The 20,007-nt window shown below is 72.8% G+C and carries 14 protein-coding genes; 6 read left to right on the top strand and 8 right to left on the bottom strand.

The genetic code is table 11. From position 1 onward, the window contains the following. Positions 1-338: 338 nt before the first annotated feature. The 3 genes from serA to QOZ89_RS29665 all read left to right on the top strand — a co-directional run bounded on the left by serA (position 339) and on the right by QOZ89_RS29665 (position 5,627). Positions 339-1,931 carry a phosphoglycerate dehydrogenase gene (gene serA, locus QOZ89_RS29675; protein WP_071050605.1) on the top strand — a complete coding sequence of 531 codons (1,593 nt, stop codon included), beginning with the start codon at positions 339-341 and terminating at the stop codon, positions 1,929-1,931. A 581-nt stretch (positions 1,932-2,512) separates the two neighbouring features. Then, the gene (locus QOZ89_RS29670; protein ID WP_241841946.1) at positions 2,513-3,340 is read left to right on the top strand and encodes a septum formation family protein; all 828 of its coding nucleotides are present in this window, start codon (positions 2,513-2,515) and stop codon (positions 3,338-3,340) included. 421 nt (positions 3,341-3,761) lie between these two features. Beyond that, positions 3,762-5,627 (top strand): penicillin-binding transpeptidase domain-containing protein, encoded by a 1,866-nt coding sequence (locus QOZ89_RS29665; RefSeq protein WP_083419096.1) that lies wholly within the window; start codon positions 3,762-3,764, stop codon positions 5,625-5,627. 2 nt (positions 5,628-5,629) lie between these two features. On the opposite strand, the gene QOZ89_RS29660 is transcribed toward QOZ89_RS29665, so the two are convergent. From QOZ89_RS29660 to gatC, 5 genes are all read right to left on the bottom strand, one after another. Then, positions 5,630-6,490, bottom strand: coding sequence for a metallophosphoesterase (locus tag QOZ89_RS29660; RefSeq protein ID WP_312626814.1), 861 nt, complete (start codon positions 6,488-6,490; stop codon positions 5,630-5,632). 300 nt (positions 6,491-6,790) lie between these two features. After that, positions 6,791-8,308 (bottom strand): Asp-tRNA(Asn)/Glu-tRNA(Gln) amidotransferase subunit GatB, encoded by a 1,518-nt coding sequence (gatB, locus tag QOZ89_RS29655; RefSeq protein WP_312626812.1) that lies wholly within the window; start codon positions 8,306-8,308, stop codon positions 6,791-6,793. Further along, positions 8,305-8,628, bottom strand: a complete 324-nt coding sequence (locus tag QOZ89_RS29650) for a hypothetical protein (protein ID WP_071050610.1) — start codon at positions 8,626-8,628, stop codon at positions 8,305-8,307. Before QOZ89_RS29650 ends, gatB begins: the two co-directional genes overlap by 4 nt. Positions 8,629-8,748: 120 nt before the next feature. Continuing rightward, positions 8,749-10,248 carry an Asp-tRNA(Asn)/Glu-tRNA(Gln) amidotransferase subunit GatA gene (gene gatA / locus QOZ89_RS29645; RefSeq protein ID WP_071050611.1) on the bottom strand — a complete coding sequence of 500 codons (1,500 nt, stop codon included), beginning with the start codon at positions 10,246-10,248 and terminating at the stop codon, positions 8,749-8,751. Positions 10,249-10,556: 308 nt separating this feature from the next. Further along, positions 10,557-10,853 (bottom strand): Asp-tRNA(Asn)/Glu-tRNA(Gln) amidotransferase subunit GatC, encoded by a 297-nt coding sequence (gene gatC, locus QOZ89_RS29640; RefSeq protein ID WP_071050650.1) that lies wholly within the window; start codon positions 10,851-10,853, stop codon positions 10,557-10,559. Positions 10,854-11,355: 502 nt separating this feature from the next. Between gatC and QOZ89_RS29635 the strand changes: the two genes are divergently transcribed. Next, positions 11,356-12,054 (top strand): ACT domain-containing protein, encoded by a 699-nt coding sequence (locus QOZ89_RS29635; protein ID WP_312626807.1) that lies wholly within the window; start codon positions 11,356-11,358, stop codon positions 12,052-12,054. A gap of 3 nt (positions 12,055-12,057) precedes the next feature. On the opposite strand, the gene QOZ89_RS29630 is transcribed toward QOZ89_RS29635, so the two are convergent. After that, positions 12,058-13,314, bottom strand: coding sequence for a PucR family transcriptional regulator (locus QOZ89_RS29630; protein ID WP_241841948.1), 1,257 nt, complete (start codon positions 13,312-13,314; stop codon positions 12,058-12,060). Between the two features lie 114 nt (positions 13,315-13,428). Between QOZ89_RS29630 and QOZ89_RS29625 the strand changes: the two genes are divergently transcribed. Both QOZ89_RS29625 and QOZ89_RS29620 read left to right on the top strand, forming a co-directional pair. Beyond that, complete coding sequence (locus QOZ89_RS29625; RefSeq protein WP_083419097.1) at positions 13,429-15,051, top strand: flavin-containing monooxygenase; 1,623 nt, start codon at positions 13,429-13,431, stop codon at positions 15,049-15,051. Then, entirely contained in the window at positions 15,048-15,914 is an 867-nt protein-coding gene (locus QOZ89_RS29620; RefSeq protein ID WP_071050615.1) for an SDR family NAD(P)-dependent oxidoreductase, read from the top strand. The genes QOZ89_RS29625 and QOZ89_RS29620 overlap by 4 nt, the downstream gene beginning before the upstream one ends. A gap of 297 nt (positions 15,915-16,211) precedes the next feature. On the opposite strand, the gene ligA is transcribed toward QOZ89_RS29620, so the two are convergent. Both ligA and QOZ89_RS29610 read right to left on the bottom strand, forming a co-directional pair. After that, positions 16,212-18,470, bottom strand: a complete 2,259-nt coding sequence (ligA, locus tag QOZ89_RS29615; RefSeq protein WP_312626802.1) for an NAD-dependent DNA ligase LigA — start codon at positions 18,468-18,470, stop codon at positions 16,212-16,214. Next, positions 18,467-19,714 (bottom strand): methionine synthase, encoded by a 1,248-nt coding sequence (locus QOZ89_RS29610; RefSeq protein ID WP_312626800.1) that lies wholly within the window; start codon positions 19,712-19,714, stop codon positions 18,467-18,469. Before QOZ89_RS29610 ends, ligA begins: the two co-directional genes overlap by 4 nt. Between the last annotated feature and the right edge of the window lie 293 nt (positions 19,715-20,007).

Genomic DNA, 20,007 nt, shown 5'->3' with positions numbered 1-20,007 from the left:
CCCCCCAAAAAACCCCCCCCCCCCCCCCCGGGGGGCGGGGGGCCCCCCCCCCCCCCCCCCCCCCCCCCCCCCCCCGCGGCTATTGGGACCGGTGTCACGCTGATCACCCGATAGGCTCTAGGCCGCCGGGGGGCGTGTGTCCACGTCGCCCGGGTCGGCGGTGACCGGCGGGTGAACTCGCGATCACCGCTGTGTGCTCTGTCACTGCAGGCCTCCGGCGACGCGGGGAGGGCATCATCGCATCGCCTGCGGCCTTGTCTGTCACGGATGGCCTCCGGCGGTGCGAGAAAACATGATCGCATCGCCTTTGGCCAAGTGCTCTCGATGAGGAGATCCCAGTGCCCGTCGTACTCGTAGCCGAGGAGCTCTCGCCGGCCGGGCTGGAGGTGCTGTCCGGGGACTTCGAGGTCCGCCACGTGGACGGCGCCGACCGGTCCGCGCTGCTGCCCGCGCTCGCCGACGTGGACGCGGTGATCATCCGGTCCGCGACGAAGATGGACGCCGAGGCGCTGGCCGCCGCGCGCAAGCTCAAGGTCGTCGCCCGCGCGGGCATCGGCCTCGACAACGTCGACATCCCCGCCGCGACGACCCGGGGTGTCATGGTCGTGAACGCGCCGCAGTCGAACATCGTCAGCGCCGCCGAGCACGCGATCGCGCTGCTGCTCGCCGTCGCCCGCCGCGTGCCGGCCGCCGACAAGGCGCTGCAGAACGGCGAGTGGAAGCGTTCGAAATACACCGGTGTCGAGCTGACCGAGAAGGTCGCCGGCATCGTCGGCCTCGGCCGGATCGGCCAGCTGGTCGCGCAGCGGCTGGCGGCGTTCGGCATGCAGCTGGTCGCCTACGACCCCTACCTCGCCCCGGCCAGGGCCGCGCAGATGGGCGTCCGCCTCGTCGACCTCGACGAGCTGCTGCGGATCAGCGACATGATCACGATTCACCTGCCGAAGACCCCGGAGACGCTCGGGCTCATCGGCGCGGAGGAGCTGGCGAAGGTCAGGCGGGGCGTGATCGTCATCAACGCGGCCCGCGGCGGGCTGGTCGACGAGCGGGCGCTCGCCGACGCGGTGCGCTCGGGGCAGGTCGGCGGCGTCGGCGTCGACGTCTTCCTCAAGGAGCCGACCACCTCCTCGCCGCTGTTCGGGCTGGAGAACGTCGTCGTCACCCCACACCTGGGGGCTTCGACGAACGAGGCACAGGAGAAGGCGGGCCTGGCGGTCGCTCGTTCGGTGCGCCTGGCGCTGCAGGGCGAGTTCGTGCCGGACGCGGTCAACGTCCAGGCCGGTGGCGTGGTGGCCGAGGATGTCCGTCCCGGCCTGTCTTTGGCGGAGAAGCTCGGCCAGGTGTTCACCGGCATCGCCGGCGGCCTGCCGGAGAACCTGACCGTCGAGGTCCTCGGCGAAATCACGGAGTTCGATGTCTCCGTGCTGCAGCTGGCCGCTCTTAAGGGCGTGTTCGCCGACGTCGTCGAGGAGCAGGTCACCTACGTGAACGTTCCGCTGCTCGCCAAGGAGCGCCACGTCGAGGTCGCGCTCGAGACGCATCGTGAGAGCCCCGACTACCGCAACCTGGTGACGCTGCGGGGCGCGCTGCCGGACGGCACGGTGGTCTCGGTCTCGGGGACGCTGGTCGGCACCCGGCAGGTCGAGAAGATCACCGCGATCGACGCGTTCGAGGTGGATCTGCGGCCTGAGGCGCATCTGGCGTTCTTCCGGTACGAGGACCGGCCGGGCATCGTCGGAGCCGTCGGCGAGCTGCTGGGAGACGCGAGCATCAACATCGCGAACGCCCAGGTCAGCCGCCTGGAGGCGGGTGGGCAGGCGCTGATGTCGCTGTCCCTGGACGACGCCGTCCCTGCCGACATCCTGCAGGAGATCGCCAAGATCATCGGTGCTCCGTACGCTCGCGCCGTGAGCGTCACCGTCGGCCGCTAGGCAGGCGCCCCTTCCCCGCCGCTTCCCCGCCGGTTTCCGCGCGCCCGGTCTCGCGTAGGTCCGAGGCCGGCCGGGGCTCGCACGCGACCGGCGGGGAAGGGGAAGCCGGAGAACCAGCACGGCTCATCCGCCTCCATGCCGCGGCCGGGGACGAAAATCGACCGAAAGCCCGGCGGCCCGGGTTGCTGCCAGCCCCCGAACGTTCGGGGGCTGGCCGGCACCGACAGCCAGTCGCCTCGACAGGCAACGTTGGCCCGCCGCGGCGGGAGTTCTGGCTATCAGTCAGACGTAGCGCGCCGCCGGTGAGACGTAGCGTCTGACTGATCGTTGACCTGCTGGAGCAGGTGGCGGGGCGAACGTTCGCTGACGCGGCTCTAGTCGCATGTCGCGCGACGTGGAAGCGGCGTGCGACGGAACTGCACTGCACGTTGCCACCACGCTACCGAGCGTCGGTTCCCGTGCCCGATCAGCCCAAATCGCGGCTGCCGGCAGCCGGCGGCCATGGGGCATTCGTTGTGGTCTGTACAGTCGTTGAGGGAAAGACCACCGAGATGGGCCGGCGCGGGTTTACCGTTGCTCCCATGGCGTCGCCGGAGCGGGAGCCCGCGGAGCACCGGGATCCCTTCGAGAACCTGCATCTGGATGAAGGTTTCGTCCGGGCTGCCCGGTTCATCGAGCCGTCCGCGGCCGAACGTGGCCGAACGGCTGATCGGCGGGATCCCGGGCGCTGTCAGGTCGTACCGGCGAGCCGCCGCCTGCCGGCGGGCATGCACCGGATGGTCTGGGCGCCGCGACCAGGGTTCCGTCGCCGCCGGGCCGCGCGTGTCGTCGCCTTCCTCGCCGTGCTCGCCGGAGTGATCAGCATCGTCGTCGCGCTGCGGCACAGCAACAGCCGAGCGGGCACGACCGCGGCCGCGGCCCCGGGCACCGCTCGCACGAGCCCCACCGCGTCGGCACCGCTGGCGCCGCGCACCGCCGGCGGGGTGCTCGTCACGCCGCCGCTGCTGTCGTCGCTGCGGGTCGGTGACTGTGTGAACTGGGACCCGGCCAGCTCGGCGGGTGCCGATGCCGCCGAGGTCGTGCAATGCGGCCAGCCGCACCGCGCCGAAGTCATCAAGTTGATCGACCTGAGCCTGAGCCTGCCCGGCGTCTGGCCAGGCAGGAGTGAACTGGACGGTCTCCTGCCGACCAACTGCGGCGACGCGTTCAACAGCTACGTGAGCCACGCGCAGCCGGGCCGCTCCCCGGTCCCCGGGCACGCGCAGCCGGGCGCCTCCCCCGTCTCCGGCGCGCTGGAGCCCGGTCCCGACGCCTGGGACCAGGGCGTGAAGACGCTGGCCTGCACCGCGCAGCTCCCCGGGCTGACGTCGCTGATCGACCAGCTCGGCGCCGTAGCCACGCCGGCCTGACGCCCGCGGGCCTCCGGCCCGACGCCGCAAGCCACCTCGGCTGGCTGGCTGGCTGGCTGGCTGGCTGGCTGGTATCACCCTAAGTAGTCATCGCTCGCGCCCTGTCCGGGCGCCTCGCGACGACGCGCAGCGGGAGACGCGACGCGGCCGATCCGACTCGGGCGCGTCGTCCGTCGTCATCGCGACGGCGCGGAGCAGCCCATACCGGCAACTCACCGCGAGCGGCCAGAGAGCGGCATGCGAGCCGCCGGCACGCCATCCACCACCATGAGCCCAACGCGGCGGGCGCAGCGTGGCTACGCAGCGTAAGGTACGGCCGTCGGAACCCCAGTGACAGCACCTGGGGACTTGTCCCAGACACGGACGGTCGCATAGATCGGGGGGTGGCGCCGTGCCACTGACTCCAGGCGGTTTCACGGCCATGCCAGGCCGGCGTCGCCGCGGGTCGCGGCGCGGGGTCGCCCTGGCGGCGGCCCTCGTCGTCCTGCTCGGCGCCGGGGCCGGCGGCGGCTACCTCTGGAAGGTCCAACGGGACCACGCGGCCGCGGACCGGGCCGTCCGGGACACCGCCCTGGCCTACCTCGCGGCGTGGCGCTCGATCGACGAGTCCACTCCGCCGCCCGTGACGCCGAACGTCGGGGGCGGCGGCGTGACGAACGGCGACGCACCGGTTCCGCCGAGCCCGACAGCCCAGCCGGCCACCTCGGTCGCGCCCGCCGCGCTCGTGCTTCCCGCCGCGGCTGACCCCGCGGCTGGCCTGCCCAGCGACGACGCCACCCGCGGGCGCCAAGGCCCGGGCGCCGGCCAGGCGGGGATCACCGCGGTGACCGTCCCGGGCGACGTCGACGTCCCGACGCTCATCGCGGCAATGGCCGACATGCGCGACCGGCTGCGGCTGACCGACGCGACGTTCACCCCCGGTGAGGCCCACCGCGCCGGCACCACCGCGACCGTCGCCTACACGGCGGCCCTGCGTCTCGCCGACGAAGCAGCTCCCTGGCCGTACTCCGGCAAGCTGTCGCTCGCGAAGACCGCCGCCGGGTGGAAGGTGCGGGCGCTGCTCGGCTCCGTGCACCCCCAGCTCGCGCCGGGCCTGCACTTCGACCGCACCGGGTCGACGGCCCGCCGCGGCGAGCTCCTCGACCGTGCCGGCCAGCCGCTGGCGGCGGATCCGGAGCTCGCCGGCAACCTCATCGGCCAGGTGTCCCCGCCGACCGGCCTGCAGCGGGCCTACGACGACCGTCTCGCGGCGAGCGGCGGCCAGGTCGTGCTGCGTGACGCGCGGGGCGCCGTCGTGCGGACGCCGTACAGCTGGACGATGGCCGACGGCGACAAGATCCGCACGACCGTCGACCTCGGGGTGCAGCGAGCGGCGGAACAGGCACTGGCGACGTCGCGGTGGCCGGCCGGCGCGCTGGTGGCGGTCGACGTCCGCACCGGCGGCATCCTCGCCGCGGCGAACCATCCCCTCAACGGCTTTGGGCGGGCGCTGCGCGGCACCTACCCGCCCGGCTCCACCTTCAAGATCGTGACAGCGACCGCGGCGCTGATGAACGGCCGCGACCGGAACACCCCGCTGGACTGCTCCGCGACGGCCTCCGCCGGAGGGCGCAGCTTCTCCAACGCCGAGAACGAGAAGCTCGGGCCGCTGACGCTGCGCGACGCGTTCGCGCGCAGCTGCAACACCGCCTTCATCAACCTGGCCGGCTCGCTGCCGCCGGACGCGCTCGCTCAGGCCGCCCGGCTGTACGGCTTCGACGGAAACCCGCCGCTGCCGATCGCGAGCGTCGGCGGCTTCTTCCCCACTCCGAAGGACGCCGCGGAGACGGCGTCCGCGTCGATCGGCCAGGGCCGGGTGGCCGCCTCCCCGATGCAGATGGCGAGCGTCGCCGCCGCCGTGGCCAGCGGCACCTGGCGCGCGCCGTTCGTGGTCGGTGGCCCCACCCGGACGAACCAGCTGCCGCCGAAGATCCTGCCGGACCTGCGGGCGTTCATGCGGGCCGTGATCACCGACGGGACCGCGGCGGGCGTGCCGTTCCCCGGTGAGGTCTTCGGCAAGACCGGCACCGCCGAGTACATCGACGGCAACCCGCCGCCGACCCACGCCTGGTTCGTCGGCTACCGCGGCCCGGTCGCCTTCGCGGTCCTCATCGAGAACGGCGGCTTCGGCGCCGAGTCCGCCGCCCCGGTCGCCGCCGCCTTCCTGAACGCCCTCGACGGCAATCTCCCCGCCCCGACCACCGCCGCTGGTTCCGCTCCCGCCGGCACGGCCTCCGCGCCCGGCTGAGATCAGGACGCGACGGGATCGACGGGCAGGATCCGGCGCAGCGGGGGGCGCTGGTAGTGGGCGGGGCGGCGGGTCCACTCGCGGGGGTAGCCGAGCGAGACCTCCTCGAAGCGGACGCCGTCGTAGACCGTGGTGCGGGGGATGTGCAGGTGGCCGTAGACGGCGGCGGCGGCCCGGAAGCGCAGGTGCCAGTCGGCGGTCAGCTCGGTGCCGCACCACTGGGCGAACTCGGGATAGCGCAGCACCCTGGTCGGGTCCCGGACCAGCGGGAAGTGGTTGACCAGCACGGTCGGCGGCCCGTCCGCCGGGAGCTCGGCGAGCCGCTTCTCGGTCTGCGCGACCCGGGCCCGGCACCAGTCGTCGCGGGTCGGGAACGGGTCGGGGTGCAGCAGGAACTCGTCGGAGCAGACGACACCGGTGGAATGGGCGTAGGCGAGCGCCTCGGCCTTCGTCGACGTGCCCTCGGGGCGGAACGTGTAGTCGTAGAGCAGGAACATCGGCGCGATGACCACCGGCCCCCCGGGACCGTCCCAGACCGGGTACGGGTCCTCGGGGGTGATCACGCCCAGCTCGCGGCAGATGTCGACGAGGTGCCAGTAGCGGGCGACACCGCGCAGCTGGACCGGGTCGCGCTTGGGCGTCCACAGCTCGTGGTTGCCGGGCACCCAGACCACCTGGGCGAACCTGCTCGCGAGCAGCGCGAGCGCCCAGCGGATCTCGTCCACGAAGTCGGCGACGTCACCGACGACGAGCAGCCAGTCGTCGTCCCCCGTCGGCCGCATCGCCTCGACCACGGCCCGGTTGTCCGGGTAGCGGACGTGCAGATCGCTCGTGGCGTACAGCGTCCCGGTCGAGGCGGCCATTTGCCCCATGCTCGCACATGAAGATGCCGGAACCCGGCCGCTTAGAGACCGATCACAACTCGACCATCGAACCCGGACATCCAAGCTTCACGGCGTTAGCGCCCTTCTGGCGACCTGTCCACGTATCCCAGCCACAACTAGTGACGGCGCATCAGCGCAGTGCCAACCCAGCCACGTCATCAGCCCGGGATCGGCTCCACCACCGCCATAAGCCAGGGCCCGGAACCACGTGGGGAGGGCGCTCTGCGCCCGACAGGCTGCGCCCGGCGGCGGGCGCGGAGCGTCCGCCGCGGGACAGCCTTAGGCGCCGCCGAGGCGCTCCAGGAGAAGGGCGCGGACGGTGGCGGCGTCGGCCTTGCCCTTCATCGCCTTCATGATGGCGCCGACCAGCGGGCCGACGGCGTTGAGCTTGCCGGCGCGGACCTTGTCGGCGATGTCGGGGGCGGCGGCGATCGCCGTGTCGACGGCGGCGGACAGCGCCGAGTCGTCGGTGACGACCGCGAGGCCGCGGGCGGCGACGACCTGATCCGGGTCACCCTCGCCGGCGAGCACCCCGTCGATCACCTTGCGGGCAAGGGCGTCAGTGAGGCTTCCCTCGGTGATCAGCTCGATGATCCGGGCCACCTGCACCGGCTGGATCGCGAGTTCCGCGGGGGTGACGCCGGAGTCGGCGGCGCGTCGGGCCAGCTCGTTGAGCCACCACTTGCGGGCGGCCGGGGCCGACGCGCCGGCCGCGATCGTCTGCTCGACGAGGTCGAGCGCGCCGGCGTTGCGCAGGTCCACCAGGTCACGGTCGGAGAAGCCATGCTCGGCGATCAGCCGGGCGCGCCGCTGGGACGGCAGCTCCGTCAACGACGCGCGGACGGCTTCGACGTACTCCCGGGACAGGGCCAGCGGGGTGAGGTCGGGCTCGGGGAAGTACCGGTAGTCGGTCGCCTCCTCCTTCGAGCGGCCGGACGACGTGCGGCCCGCGGCCTCGTCGAAGTGGCGGGTCTCCTGGATGATCCGCTCGCCGGCGTCGAGCCGCCCCGCCTGCCGGACGATCTCGGAGCGGATGGCGCGCTCGACGGAACGCAGCGAGTTGAGGTTCTTCGTCTCGCTGCGGGTCCCGAAGGGCTTCTCCGCCTCCCCCGGGCCTACCCGAAGGCGCAGCGACACGTTCGCGTCGCAGCGCAGCGAGCCCTGCTCCATCCGGACGTCGGAGACGGCGAGGGCGCGGCACAGCTCGCGCAGCTCCTCGACGTAGGCGCGGGCCACCTCGGGCGTGCGCACGTCCGGCTCCGTGACGATCTCGACGAGCGGGATGCCGGCCCGGTTGTAGTCGACCAGCGAATGGGTCGCCCCGTGGATGCGCCCGGTCGCGCCGCCGACGTGCAGCGACTTGCCGGTGTCCTCCTCCAGATGCACCCGGGTGATGCCGACCCGGTGCACCTCACCGTCGACCTCGACCGCCAGCCACCCGTCCGTGCACAGCGGCTCGTCGTACTGGCTGATCTGGAAGTTCTTCGGCATGTCCGGGTAGAAGTAGTTCTTCCGGGCGAACCGGCACCAGGTCGCGATCTGGCAGTTCAGCGCCAGCCCGATCATCACGGCGAACCGGATGGCCGCCTCGTTGACGACCGGCAGCGCGCCGGGCAGGCCGAGGCAGACCGGGCAGACCTGGCTGTTCGGCGGAGCGCCGAAAGCGGTCGCGCAGCCACAGAACATCTTCGACGCGGTGCCGAGCTCGACGTGGGTCTCCAGGCCGATCACCGGCTCGTAGCGGGCGAACGCGTCCTCGTAGGACGGGGTTGCAATGACGGCGGCCGGGGTACTCACCTGGACTCCTCGACGTCTGATGTGTCGGTCTTGGCGGTCGCGTCAGCGACCGGCTGGCCTGGCGCCGCATCCTCGCCCTCGCCGTCGCCTGGGCCCGAACCTGGCGGGCCGCCGGAGCCGATGTCCGGCCCCAGGCCCCGGGAACGGGTGTCACGGAAATGGACGCGGGTGAGGTAGATCGCGGCGATCAGCCCGACCGTTCCCCACACCAGCAGGATCGGGCTCTTCGCGAGCCCACCGAGAACGAGCACGATGACGGTGAGGACCCACACCGCGATCAGCAGCGTCCGGTCCTGCCGCGTACTGCGCAGCTTGACCATGGCGGTTGTCCTTCCGTGTGGTGTTGAGCGGTCCGGCTGGGCGCCGCTCCCGTCAAAGAGCCGAAGGAGGCGCGAAAACGGTCTTCCTTCGCGCGCCCGGCGGCCCTCCTCCCGGAGTCACTAGAGGGCGGGGGCGGCGTCGAGGAGGGGGTGGCCGCGGCGGGCGTCAAGGGCGGCTTCCAGCGTGCCGCCGACCTGGTAGAGACGGTCGTCGGCGAAGGCGGGGGCCATGATCTGGAAACCCACCGGCAGCCCCTCGGACAGGCCGGCCGGCACGCTCATCGCCGGCACACCCGCGAGGTTCGCCGGAATCGTGCAGAGGTCGTTGAGGTACATCGCGATCGGGTCGTCGGCCTTGGCCCCGATCGGGAACGCGACCGTCGGCGTCGTCGGCGACACCAGGACGTCCACCCGCTCGAAGGCCGCGGCGAAGTCACGGCTGATCAGCGTGCGCACCTTCTGCGCCTGGCCGTAGTAGGCGTCGTAGTAGCCGCTCGACAGGGCGTAGGTGCCGAGGATGACCCGGCGCTTGACCTCGGGGCCGAAGCCGGCCTCGCGGGTACGGCTCATGACCTCCTCGGCGCCGGCCTCGCCGTTGTCCCCGACCCGCAGGCCGAAGCGCATCGCGTCGAACCGGGCGAGGTTGGACGAGCACTCGCTGGGCGCGATCAGGTAGTAGGCCGGCAGCGCGTAGTCGAAGTGTGGGCAGCTCACCTCGACGATCTCGGCGCCCAGCTGGGAGAGCAGCTCGACCGCCTCGTCGAAGCGGGCCTGCACCCCCGGCTCGTAGCCCTCGCCGGACAGCTCGCGCACGACGCCGATCCGCATGCCGAGCACCTCGAGGCGGGCCGCGGCCTCGACGACCGGCGGGATCGGCACCTCCACGCTGGTCGAGTCCATCGGGTCGTGCCCGGCGATCGCGGCGTGCAGCAGGGCCGCGTCGGTGACGGTACGGGCGAGCGGGCCGGCCTGGTCGAGTGAGCTGGAGAACGCCACCAGGCCGTAGCGGCTCACCCCGCCGTAGGTCGGCTTGACACCGACGAGGCCGCAGACAGCGGCCGGCTGGCGGATCGAGCCACCGGTGTCGGTGCCGATCGCCAGTGGCGCCTCGAACGCGGCGACGGCGGCCGACGAGCCGCCGGAGCTGCCGCCCGGGATGCGGGCGAGGTCCCAGGGGTTGCGGGTCGGGCCGTAGGCGGAGTTCTCGGTGGACGAGCCCATCGCGAACTCGTCCATGTTCGCCTTGCCGAGGATCACGATGTCGGCGGCGCGCAGCCGTGCCGTCACGGTCGCGTCGTACGGCGGGTACCAGCCCTGGAGGATCCTGCTGCCGCACGTTGTCGGCATCCCCTTGGCGGTGAGCACGTCCTTGAGCGCGAGCGGGACGCCCGCGAGCGGGCCGAGCTGCTCGCCGGCGGCGCGGCGGGCGTCGATCCCGGCCGCGGCGGTGAGCGCGCCCTCGGCGTCGACGTGCAGGAAGGCGTGGACGGCGTCGTCGACCTTGGCGACCCGGTCGAGCGCCGCCTGGGTGGCCTCGACGGCGGACAGCTCGCCGGCCGCGATCGCGGCCGCGGTCTCGGCGGCGGTAAGCCGGACGACGTCGGCGGGGGCGTCGGTCATGGGTGCTGTCGGTCCCTCACATGTCTATGAGCCAAAGGGAGCGCGAAAATGATCTTCCTTCGCGTCCCGGAGGCTGCTGTCTCAGAAGTCTGGTGGCATCGGATGCGCGGCCCGCCGCGGGGCACGCCTGGCGGTTCGTGGCCGCTCCCGCCCGGCGGCCGGCGCGGCGAGCGGCGGGCCGGAGCGATACTCGGCTGTCGGCGACGCCTGGCGGTCGGTGCTGGGGAGCGGCCCGCCCAAGGAAGCTGTTCCCGTTCACCGCGGGTGGCCAGAGTCGACGCGGCGCCCGGGGCCGTGACGGAAAAGGCTCACTCGTCCGGATCGAGGATCCGGGGTACCCGGAAACGGTCGTCCTCAGCGGCGGGAGCGGCGGCCAGCGCCTCGTCGGCCGAGAGCGACGGCCGGGTCACGTCGGCCCGGAAGACGTTGGTCAGCGGCACGGCGTGGCTGGTCGGCGGGATGTCGGCCGCGGCGACCTCGGTTACCCGGGCGACCGCGGCCAGGATCTGGTCCAGCTGTGGGGCGAGCGCGTCGAGCTCGGCGTCGGACAGCGACATCCGCGACAGGCGGGCGAGGTGCGCGACCTCGTCCCGGGTGATGGCCATGCGGTAGGCCCCCTCATCGGCGGCGGGCGCGAGCCCACCGATTGTCAGCCGCGGCAGGCGCGGTGCCCACCGATTTTCCTCACCGACCGCGGTCACCAGGCCTGGTCCCGGTGGCCCGCGCGGCGGCGACGAGCCCGGTCTGGCAGCCGCCGCGGCGCGTCGGGCCTGGGCAACCGGTCGGGCCTGGCCACGACCGGCAATCCGGGCCAACCCGGCCGCGACGGCGACGGGCGCGATCCGCGACGACCGGCGACGCCACGGCGTGTCTGCGTGTCGGTGTGATGTCATCGTACGGGTCCGCTGGCGGCCCCCGGCGTAGCCTGTCCGCTGGCGTGAGCCCGGCCGGGTCGCGGCCGTCCCCCCGGCTGGGGTGACCGCCGCGACACCGTGACCCGCCCCTCCACTACGCGCTGATACCGGCCCGGCCGACCTGCGGCGCGGGACACGGAGGAAAACCCCCTGATGTCACCGGAGTGTCACGCCGGTCGGGAATGCTCGCGTCATGTCGTACCTCCTCCGCCTGCTGCTGCCCGACCGACCCGGTGCGCTGGGGGCCGTCGCGACAGCGCTCGGGCGGGTCGGGATCGACATCGCCAGCCTCGCGGTCGTCGAGCGGTCACCGGACGGCGCGGTGGACGACCTGCTGGTGCTGCTACCGCCGGGCGGGCTCGCGGACAGCGTGCTGACCGCAGCCCAGTCGGTACCGGGCGTCCGGGTGGAGTCGCTGCGCCCCTATCTCGCCAGCGGAGGCGGGGTCAGCGACGACCTGGACCTCGTGGACGCGCTCACCGACCGCCCCCAGGACGCCCCCGCCATGCTCGCCGAGCTGGTCGCCGGCGTCTTCCACGCCGACTGGGCGATGCTGCTCGAGCAGGTCGCTCCAGGCGACGTGCGGATCAGGGAGGCCTCCGTCGGCGCTCCCGAGCTCGGCGTCGACGACTACGCCAGCCCGCCGCGCGCGACGCGGCCGGTGCCCTGGCTGCCGCTCGCCGAGGCCCGCGAGATCGACCCCGCCGAGGGCGGCCTGCCAGCCCGGTGGGCCGACCGTGGGATGCAGCTGGCCGCCGCCCCGGTCGGGTGCCCCGAGCTGGTCATCCTCGTCGGCCGCCCCGGCGGCCCGAAGTTCCGCTCCTCCGAGATAGCCCGCCTCGCTCACCTCGCCGGCATCACCGCGTCGTTGTCTCGTCGGCCGGCGCTGTAGGCGCTATTTCGTCTCTGTCGCCCTCAGCCTGACGATCTCCAGTGCGGCCGCGACGTCCAGGGGGTTCTCCGCCAGGGGACGGGGCAGGAGCTGGTCCGCGTGGGCGAGTCGGCGCAGAACCGTGTTGCGGTGGGTGTAAAGGCGCCGGGCGGCGCGAGACGCGTTGAACTGCTCCCGCACGTAGGTCGAGACCGTGTGACGGATCTCGGCGTCGGCGCTCGCGAGCGGGCCGAGAGCGTCGCCCACGAACTCGTCGGCCAGCGCGGGATCGACGGTCATGAGCGCGACGAGTTGGACGTCCTGGAACCGGGTGACCGGCTGGCGCGCGGTGATCCTGGTCAGCATCCGCTGAGTGGTCGCCGCGTCCAGGTGGCTGCGGCGGAAACCGTCGAGGTCCCGGCCGCCGCGGCCGATCGCGATCCTGATGTCGTGCAGGGTGCGCAGACGGGACTCGAGCTGCGCGTCCTGAGGTATCTCGGCGACCGGGAGCCAGACCCACAGGGAGGCGACGCTCGCGACGACCGTCAGCCGGCGGGTCGCCGCGCCGGCACGCATGAGGGCCTCGGCCGCGGCCTCGAGGTCCGCGCTCACGTCGGAGCCCAGTGCCTGCCCGTCGCCCGGCGCGGTGGCCCAGACGATGGCGGCGGTCTGCGGCCCGGCGAGGCCGTAGCCGAGCTGGCTCTCGGCGTGTCCCCTGGCGAGTGGGGCGCCTTCGAGAAGAAGGGTCACGGTCGCCATGCGTTCCGCGTGGCTGCCACGGGTGAGTTCGTCGCGCTCCGCCTCGACCCGCGCGGAGACGGCCTCGACGGTGTCGTCGACGAACGTGGAGATGGACAGGGCCGAGATGTCGAGCAGGGCCTGGAGTTCCTCGCGGTCCGCGGTGAGCTCGAAGCAGATGTCCATCCAGAGGCGCCAGGCCGCGCTCTGGGAGGTGCGGTAGGAGTCGAGCGCGCTGCGGTCCAGGCCGCGCCGCACGAGGTCCCTGGCAAGCTCCATCGCCTCCGGGCCGAGGTAGGGAGGCACCCGCTCGGCGGGCCGTTGGACGTTCCAGGCCGCCCACTGCCGCAGGTTGGCAGCGTTCGCCCGGGCTGTGGCCTCCGCGAGCGCGGGATCGGCCGCGACCGTCCGCGTCCCCAGGCCACTCAGCGACGCCGCGTTGAGCTGCGCGAGCACCTCCGGCGCCGGCGACAGCACCCTCTCGGCACCACGGCGCATCAGCTCGCGTACGCGGTCGGAGGGCACCGGCCACGACGGCTTCATGCGGGCAGTTTGCACCATAGGATGCTCAAAACCGAGGCAGATCGTGCTGGCTTTCCGACAGGGCGGTGACGCACGGTGGCGAATGTCGCAATCGTGTCCTGAGCGGGAGCCACCATGGAGAGCTCAGCCGAGATGGAGAGCCTCGACGTCCTGATCATCGGAGCGGGCCTGTCGGGCATCGGGGCCGGCCACTACCTGCGGGCCGAGCACCCCGCCAGGAGCTTCGCGATCCTGGAGGCCCGCGCGTCCCTCGGGGGAACGTGGGACCTCTTCCGCTATCCCGGCATCCGCTCCGACTCGGACCTGCACACCTTCGGCTACGAGTTCAAGCCGTGGGAGGACAGGGAGGCGATCGCCGACGCGCCGAGCATCCTCGCGTACCTGCGCGCGGCGGCGGACGAGGACGGCCTCGGGCCGCATATCCGCTACCACCACCGCGTCGTGCGGGCCGGGTGGTCCTCACGGACGGCTCGCTGGACCGTGGAGGTGGAGCGCCGCGCGGGTCCGGACGGCCCGGCGGAGCTCGTGTCGTTCCGCGCCAGCTGGATCTTCGCCGCCACCGGGTACTACCGGTACGACGAGGGCTACACCCCGGTCTTCGAGGGCCGCGAACGGTTCGCGGGCGAGATCGTCCACCCGCAGGCATGGCCCGAGGACCTGGACTACGCGGGCAGGCGCGTCGTCGTGATCGGGAGCGGCGCCACGGCGGTCACGCTGGTACCGGCGCTGGTCCGGGGCGAGGGCGCGGCCGCGCACGTGACGATGCTCCAGCGCACACCCACCTACATCCTGCCCGTGCCCCGCGTGGACAGGACCGCGATCCGTCTCCGCAAGGTCTTCGGAGAGCGGCGCGGCCACGCCCTCACCCGGCGCAAGAACATCGCCCGTCAACGCCTGATCTGGGTTCTCTGCCGGAAGTATCCGGCCATCGCGCGGCGCGTGATCCGGTACCTCAACCGCAGGGCACTGCCACCTGGCTTCGATCTCGACACGCATTTCAACCCGCCGTACGACCCCTGGGACCAGCGCGTGTGCGTGGCGCCCAACCGCGATCTCTACCGCGCGCTCGCGGCCGGGAAGGCCTCGATGGTGACGGACCAGATCGCGTCGTTCACCGAGACGGGAATTCTCCTGCGGTCGGGCGAGGAACTGCCCGCGGACGTGATCGTGACCGCCACGGGTCTCAACATCCAGGTCCTTGGCGGAGCCCAGCTCCAGGTCGACGGAAAGCCGGTCTCGTTCCGGGAGACGGTCGTGTACCGGGGGCTGATGCTCAGCGGCGTGCCCAACCTGGCGCTCGCCGTCGGATACACGAACTCGTCATGGACCCTGAAGATCGGCCTGCTGTGCGAGTACTTCTGCCGGCTGCTCACCCACATGGACGAGCACGGCTTCGATACGGCCTGTGCCGTCGCGGACCCCGAGATGGCCACCCGCCCGCTGCTGGACTTCGGTGCGGGGTACGTGCGGCGCGCGCTCGACAGCCTGCCGCGCCAGGGACCGCGCACACCGTGGGTGATGTCCAGCAGCTACCACGACGACAGGAAGTTGATCCGCCGCGGACCGATCGCCGACGAGTGGCTCCGGTTCACGTGTGCCGCCGCGGATGCCGCCGCGGTCACCGCCGCCGACGGCTCTCCGGAGAGCACCGCGACCGGCAGGTCCCCGGAGGGCACCCCTGCCCACAGCTCCGCCGAGAAAACGGCCACCGAACTCCGCCAGGAAGCCGGCGCATGACCTCCGCATCCTCCACATCCTCCACATCCACGCTTCGGGGCAAGGTCGCCGTCGTCACCGGCGCCGGCTCGGGAATCGGCCGGTCCCTCGCGCTCGCGATCGCGCGGCGGGCTGGCCGGCTTTCGGTATGCGACGTCAACGCGGACGGGCTCGCGGAAACCGTCGAGGCGGTGCGGGCGCTCGGGGCCGAAATCCATTCACTCCCTGTGGACGTGGCCGACCGCGCGGCGGTCGTCGGGTACGCCAAGGAGGTCCACACCCATTTCGGGGTCGTCCACCAGCTGTACAACAACGCCGGAATCGCCAGCGGTGCGGGATTTCTCGACACCGACTACGAGCTGTTCGACAGGGTGCTCGCCGTCAACCTCTCCGGGGTCATCTCCTGCACCAAGGAGTTCCTGCCGCGCCTCATCGAGTCAGGCGACGGCCACCTCGTCAACGTCTCCAGCCTGAACGGGCTCCTGGCCCAGCAGTTCCTCGGTGCCTACTGCACGTCCAAGTTCGCGGTCCGCGGCTTCACCGAGTCGGTCCGCGCCGAGATGCTGAGCCTCGGCCACCCCGTACGCGTCACCGTCGTGCACCCCGGCGGCGTCGCCACCAACATCGCGCGCTCGGCGGTCGCGCCGGCGTCGTTCACCGCCGATGAGCTCGCGCTCTTCCACGCAGGGCAGCGGATGTACGAGCGGAAACTGCTCAGGATGCCGGCCGACAGGGCCGCAGAGATCATCGTCCGCGGCGTCGAGCGCGGCAAGAAACGCATCCTGGTCGGGTCCGACGCGCGCGCCCTGGACCGCGTCGTCCGGCTCCTGCCGACCGCCTACATCAGCGTGCTCGTCCGCGCCGAACGCCTCGTCTCCCGCTGAGCCGCCCAGAGGAACCGCGCGGTACCCGACTCGGCCGGCCACCGCGGCGCTGGAGCCGGGGATGATCCGCGTCCCGGCGCAGGGCTCCGGCGGGTTCTCCCTCGGCCCAGGTCCGGGACGGGGGAGAACCGTTGGATGTCCGCGCCGCGTCACCGCCTCGGCCCCGGATGCGCGGGCCGTTCATGATCTGGTGGAATCCTCGGAGCTACAGCCCCAAAATCACACCAGATCATGAAATGCGGCACCGACCGTGGCGCTCCGGGCGGCCCGGGCGGCCCGGGGCGCGGCAGGAGCTCGCTAGGAACTGGCCTCGTCTGGTTGGTCCGCGGTTTCGGGCGCGGCCTCGGTCCCCGCTGGCTCGCCGATGGTGGCGAGTTCCTGGGCGGCTTCGGGGCCGCTTTCGAGGAGGGCGGCGAAGCCGGGGCCATCGAGGATGGGGACCTTCAGCGAGACGGCCTTGTCGTACTTGGAGCCGGCGTTCTCGCCGGCGATGACGAAGCTGGTCTTCTTGCTGACCGAACCGCTCACCTTGCCACCGAGGTTCTGGATCGCCTCGGTCGCGGAGTCGCGCGTCCAGCCCTCCATGCTGCCGGTGATGACCACGGTGAGGCCGGCGAGCGGGCGCGGCCCCTCGTCGGCGCCCTCGTCCGCGACGGTGACGCCACCGGCGCGCAGCCGCTCCACCAGGTCGATGTGGCTCGGGTCGGCGAACCAGTCGGTGACGGCGGCGGCGATCGTCGGGCCCACGCCGTCGACGACGGCCAGCTCCTCGAGCGAGGCCGCCCGGATCGCGTCGACCGAGCGCAGCTCCCTCGCGAGTGCCTGGGCGGCGGCCGGGCCGACGTGCCGGATCGACAGGCCGACCAGCAGCCGCCACAGTGGGCGGTGCCGGGCCACCTCGATCCCCGTCAGGATCTGCTCGACCTTCTTGCCAGGCACGGGCTGGCGCAGCGCCGTCTTGCCGTCCGGGCCCTTCACCGGCTTCTTGTCCGGCCCACGGACGATCTCCAGCCGCTCGAACAGCGGCAGGCCGGCGAACGACGCCGCGGTCAGGTGGAACACGTCGGCGACGTCCTTGATCCGCCCGGCCTCGATCAGGTCGATCGCGCTCTCCTCGCCGAGGCCGTCGATGTCGAGCGCGCCGCGGGAGGCGAGGTGGATGATCGCCTCCCGGCGCTGGGCGGGGCAGGCGACCGTGTTCGGGCAGCGGGTGTCGGCCTCGCCCTCGGGACGGACCAGCTCGGTGCCGCACTCGGGGCAGTGCGTCGGGAAGACGAACTCGCGCTCGCTGCCGTCCCGCAGGTCGACGACCGGGCCCAGGACCTCGGGGATGACGTCGCCCGCCTTGCGCAGGATGATCATGTCTCCGATGAGGACGCCCTTGGCCTTGACCTGGTCGGCGTTGTGCAGGGTGGCGAGGCCGACGGTGGAGCCGGCGACCACGACGGGCTCCAGGACGGCGAACGGGGTGACCCGGCCGGTGCGCCCGACGTTGACCTCGATCGACTTCAGCCGGGTCGTCACCTCCTCCGGCGGGTACTTGTACGCGATCGCCCAGCGCGGCGCCTTCGACGTGGCCCCGAGCCGGCCCTGGAGCGTGAAGTCGTCGACCTTGACGACGACGCCGTCGATCTCGTGCTCGACGTCGTGGCGGTGCTCGCCCCACTCGCGGATGTAGCCGAGCACCTCGTCGATCGAGCCGAGGACGCGGTAGCGCGGCGAGACGGGCAGCCCCAGCTGGGCGAACGCCTCGTAGGCCGCCGACTGCGAGGGCACGTCGAAGCCGCGGTGGGCACCGATGCCGTGCATGTACATCGCCAGCCCGCGCGTCGCAGTGACCCTCGGGTCCTTCTGCCGCAGCGAGCCGGCGGCGGTGTTGCGCGGGTTGGCGTACAGCTCCTTGCCGGCCGCGGCGCGCGACTCGTTGAGCGCCTTGAACGCGGCGACCGGGAAGAACACCTCGCCGCGGACCTCGAGCAGCTCCGGCACCTTCGACCCACGCAGCCGGACCGGCACACTCGCGAGCGTGCGGATGTTGGCGGTGATGTCCTCCCCCACCCGCCCGTCGCCACGGGTCGCGGCCCGCACCAGCACGCCGTCCTCGTAGACGAGGTCGACGGCCAGCCCATCGATCTTCAGCTCGCACAGCCAGGCACCGACCGGCGCCTCCCTGGTGGCCCTCGCCGCCCAGGCCTGGAACTCCTCCTCGTCGAACGCGTTGTCGAGCGACAACAGTCGCTCCAGGTGCGTCACCGGCTCGAACAGGTCGGACGGGGTCTCGGTGACCTTCTGGGTCGGCGAGTCCGGGGTGCGCAGCGACGGGTGGCGCTCCTCCAGCGCGACGAGCTCGCGGTAGAGCGTGTCGTACTGCGCGTCCGGAACGGTCGGCCGCGCGAGCACGTAGTACTGGTAGGCGTACTCGTCGAGCAGCCGGGTCAGCTCGACGGCCCGCGCCCTGGCCTCGGCTGGGACCTCCACCGCGCCTTCCTGGACCCCGCCGGCGGCGATCTCGTCCTCCTCCGCGCCGGTCGGCGCCGGCGCCTCGGCCCCGCTCATTCCGGCGACTCCACCAGTACCCGGGCCGCCGCCCGGCAGTGCCGCATCGCCAGGCGGGCATATCGCTCGCTGGCGCCGGCGAGTCCACATGTGGGGGTCACGGCGACCACCTCCGCGAGCCGTTCGGGACGGAATCCGAGCCGGCGCCACAGCGTCCGGACCGGATCGACCGTACGACCCGGGTCCGACAGTTCCGGTCCGCCCCGATCGGCCTCGCCGCCGACGCCCTCGCCCTCGTCCCCGTCGAGCAGCCCGAGCCGCCCGGCCGCGCCCCGCGCCGTGCCCGGCGCGGACGCCCTGGCCCCCGCGGCGGCCGCGGCCACCGCCCGCCGGCGCGGCCCGCTGCCGGCCGCCGCGTCCGCGGCGACCCCGGCCGACGGGGATGGCGGTGGCGACGCGCCCGGCTGGTCGGTCGGCGGGACCACCCCCATCATCAGGCGCAGCCCCGCCTCCACCGCCTCGCCGATGGCCTCGTCCGCCTTCTGGGTGAGCAGCGTGGCGTCCAGGCCGACGAACTGTGCGCCGGCCCTGCGCAGCAGCTCCAGCGGCACGTCCGGCGCGCAGCAGTGCACCCCAACCCCAGTCACGCCGTCCACTCTGCTCGCGGCCGCCAGCACCAGGGCGAGCCGTTCGGCGGCCGGGCCCTCCTCGACGGCGCGCACCACGGAGAACCCGCTCGGCGTGCGGACCCTGCCGGCGATCACGGCCGGTAGCGACGGCTCGTCCAGCTGCACGAGCAGCCGGGCGCCCGGCACCCGCCGGGCGATGGTGGCGAGCATCTCGGCGAGCCCGGCGGCCAGCGACTCGGCCAGGTCGCGGGTCGCGCCCGGGTCGGACAGCGCCTTGTGCCCGCGGGTCAGCTCGACGCCGGCCGCGAGCGTCCACGGCCCGGCGACGGCGATCTTGAGCGGGCCGGCATACCCCTGCGCCGCCTCCTCAAGCGCGTCCAGGTCGTGCTCGACCAGGCCGCGCGCCCGGCGGTAGTCCATGCCTGGCCGGGGCACCAGCCGCCAGCCGGACGGCTGCAGGTCCACCGGCAGATCCAGTGCGATCACAGCGGCCCGGCCCAGCATGTCGCCGCCGGGACCACGGCCCGGCAGCTCGACCAGATGCGGCAGGTCCGGCAGCTCGTCGAACACCAGTTTCGCGGCCGCCAGCGGATCGATGCCCGGCAGCGACCCGACACCCGTCGCCGCCCCCGCCGGCCACAGAGCCGTCTCGGCCGTCCCGCCATCAGTCGTCATGAGATCCAAGTTATGTCGCTGGTTCACTCCGTGCGTGAACGGCACAACGGCACCTTGCTCGCTTCGCTCCCAAGCGGAATGGGTTGGCGGGGGTTGGTCGGGAAGTGGCGGGGTTAGGCGGGAAGGTTGTTGATGGTTCGCTCCGTCCGGGCACCGCGCTCCGGCCCCTCACTCGCTTCGCTCCCGAGGGACCTCCGCGCGGTGTCCTCCTCCGCTCCCGGGCGCTGCGGCGACCTCGCTGCGGCCCGGCCCACGTCGCTTCGCTCGTGGGCCGGGCCTCCGCGAGGTGCGCC

The sequence above is a fragment of the Pseudofrankia coriaricola genome, assembly GCF_032027725.1.
In the GTDB taxonomy this organism is placed as follows: domain Bacteria; phylum Actinomycetota; class Actinomycetes; order Frankiales; family Frankiaceae; genus Pseudofrankia.
Note: the sequence above shows the minus strand (reverse complement) of the source record. Positions and strands in the feature narration are given on the sequence as shown.

Coding starts and splice junctions, on each gene's coding strand:
- gatA (WP_071050611.1), bottom strand. CDS start 10,248: ATGACCGACGCCCCCGCCGACGTCGTCCGGCTTACCGCCGCCGAGACC.
- QOZ89_RS29670 (WP_241841946.1), top strand. CDS start 2,513: ATGGCGTCGCCGGAGCGGGAGCCCGCGGAGCACCGGGATCCCTTCGAG.
- gatC (WP_071050650.1), bottom strand. CDS start 10,853: ATGGCCATCACCCGGGACGAGGTCGCGCACCTCGCCCGCCTGTCGCGG.
- QOZ89_RS29625 (WP_083419097.1), top strand. CDS start 13,429: ATGGAGAGCTCAGCCGAGATGGAGAGCCTCGACGTCCTGATCATCGGA.
- QOZ89_RS29660 (WP_312626814.1), bottom strand. CDS start 6,490: ATGGCCGCCTCGACCGGGACGCTGTACGCCACGAGCGATCTGCACGTC.
- QOZ89_RS29630 (WP_241841948.1), bottom strand. CDS start 13,314: ATGAAGCCGTCGTGGCCGGTGCCCTCCGACCGCGTACGCGAGCTGATG.
- QOZ89_RS29610 (WP_312626800.1), bottom strand. CDS start 19,714: ATGACGACTGATGGCGGGACGGCCGAGACGGCTCTGTGGCCGGCGGGG.
- QOZ89_RS29620 (WP_071050615.1), top strand. CDS start 15,048: ATGACCTCCGCATCCTCCACATCCTCCACATCCACGCTTCGGGGCAAG.
- QOZ89_RS29635 (WP_312626807.1), top strand. CDS start 11,356: ATGTCGTACCTCCTCCGCCTGCTGCTGCCCGACCGACCCGGTGCGCTG.
- QOZ89_RS29665 (WP_083419096.1), top strand. CDS start 3,762: ATGCCAGGCCGGCGTCGCCGCGGGTCGCGGCGCGGGGTCGCCCTGGCG.
- QOZ89_RS29650 (WP_071050610.1), bottom strand. CDS start 8,628: ATGGTCAAGCTGCGCAGTACGCGGCAGGACCGGACGCTGCTGATCGCG.
- ligA (WP_312626802.1), bottom strand. CDS start 18,470: ATGAGCGGGGCCGAGGCGCCGGCGCCGACCGGCGCGGAGGAGGACGAG.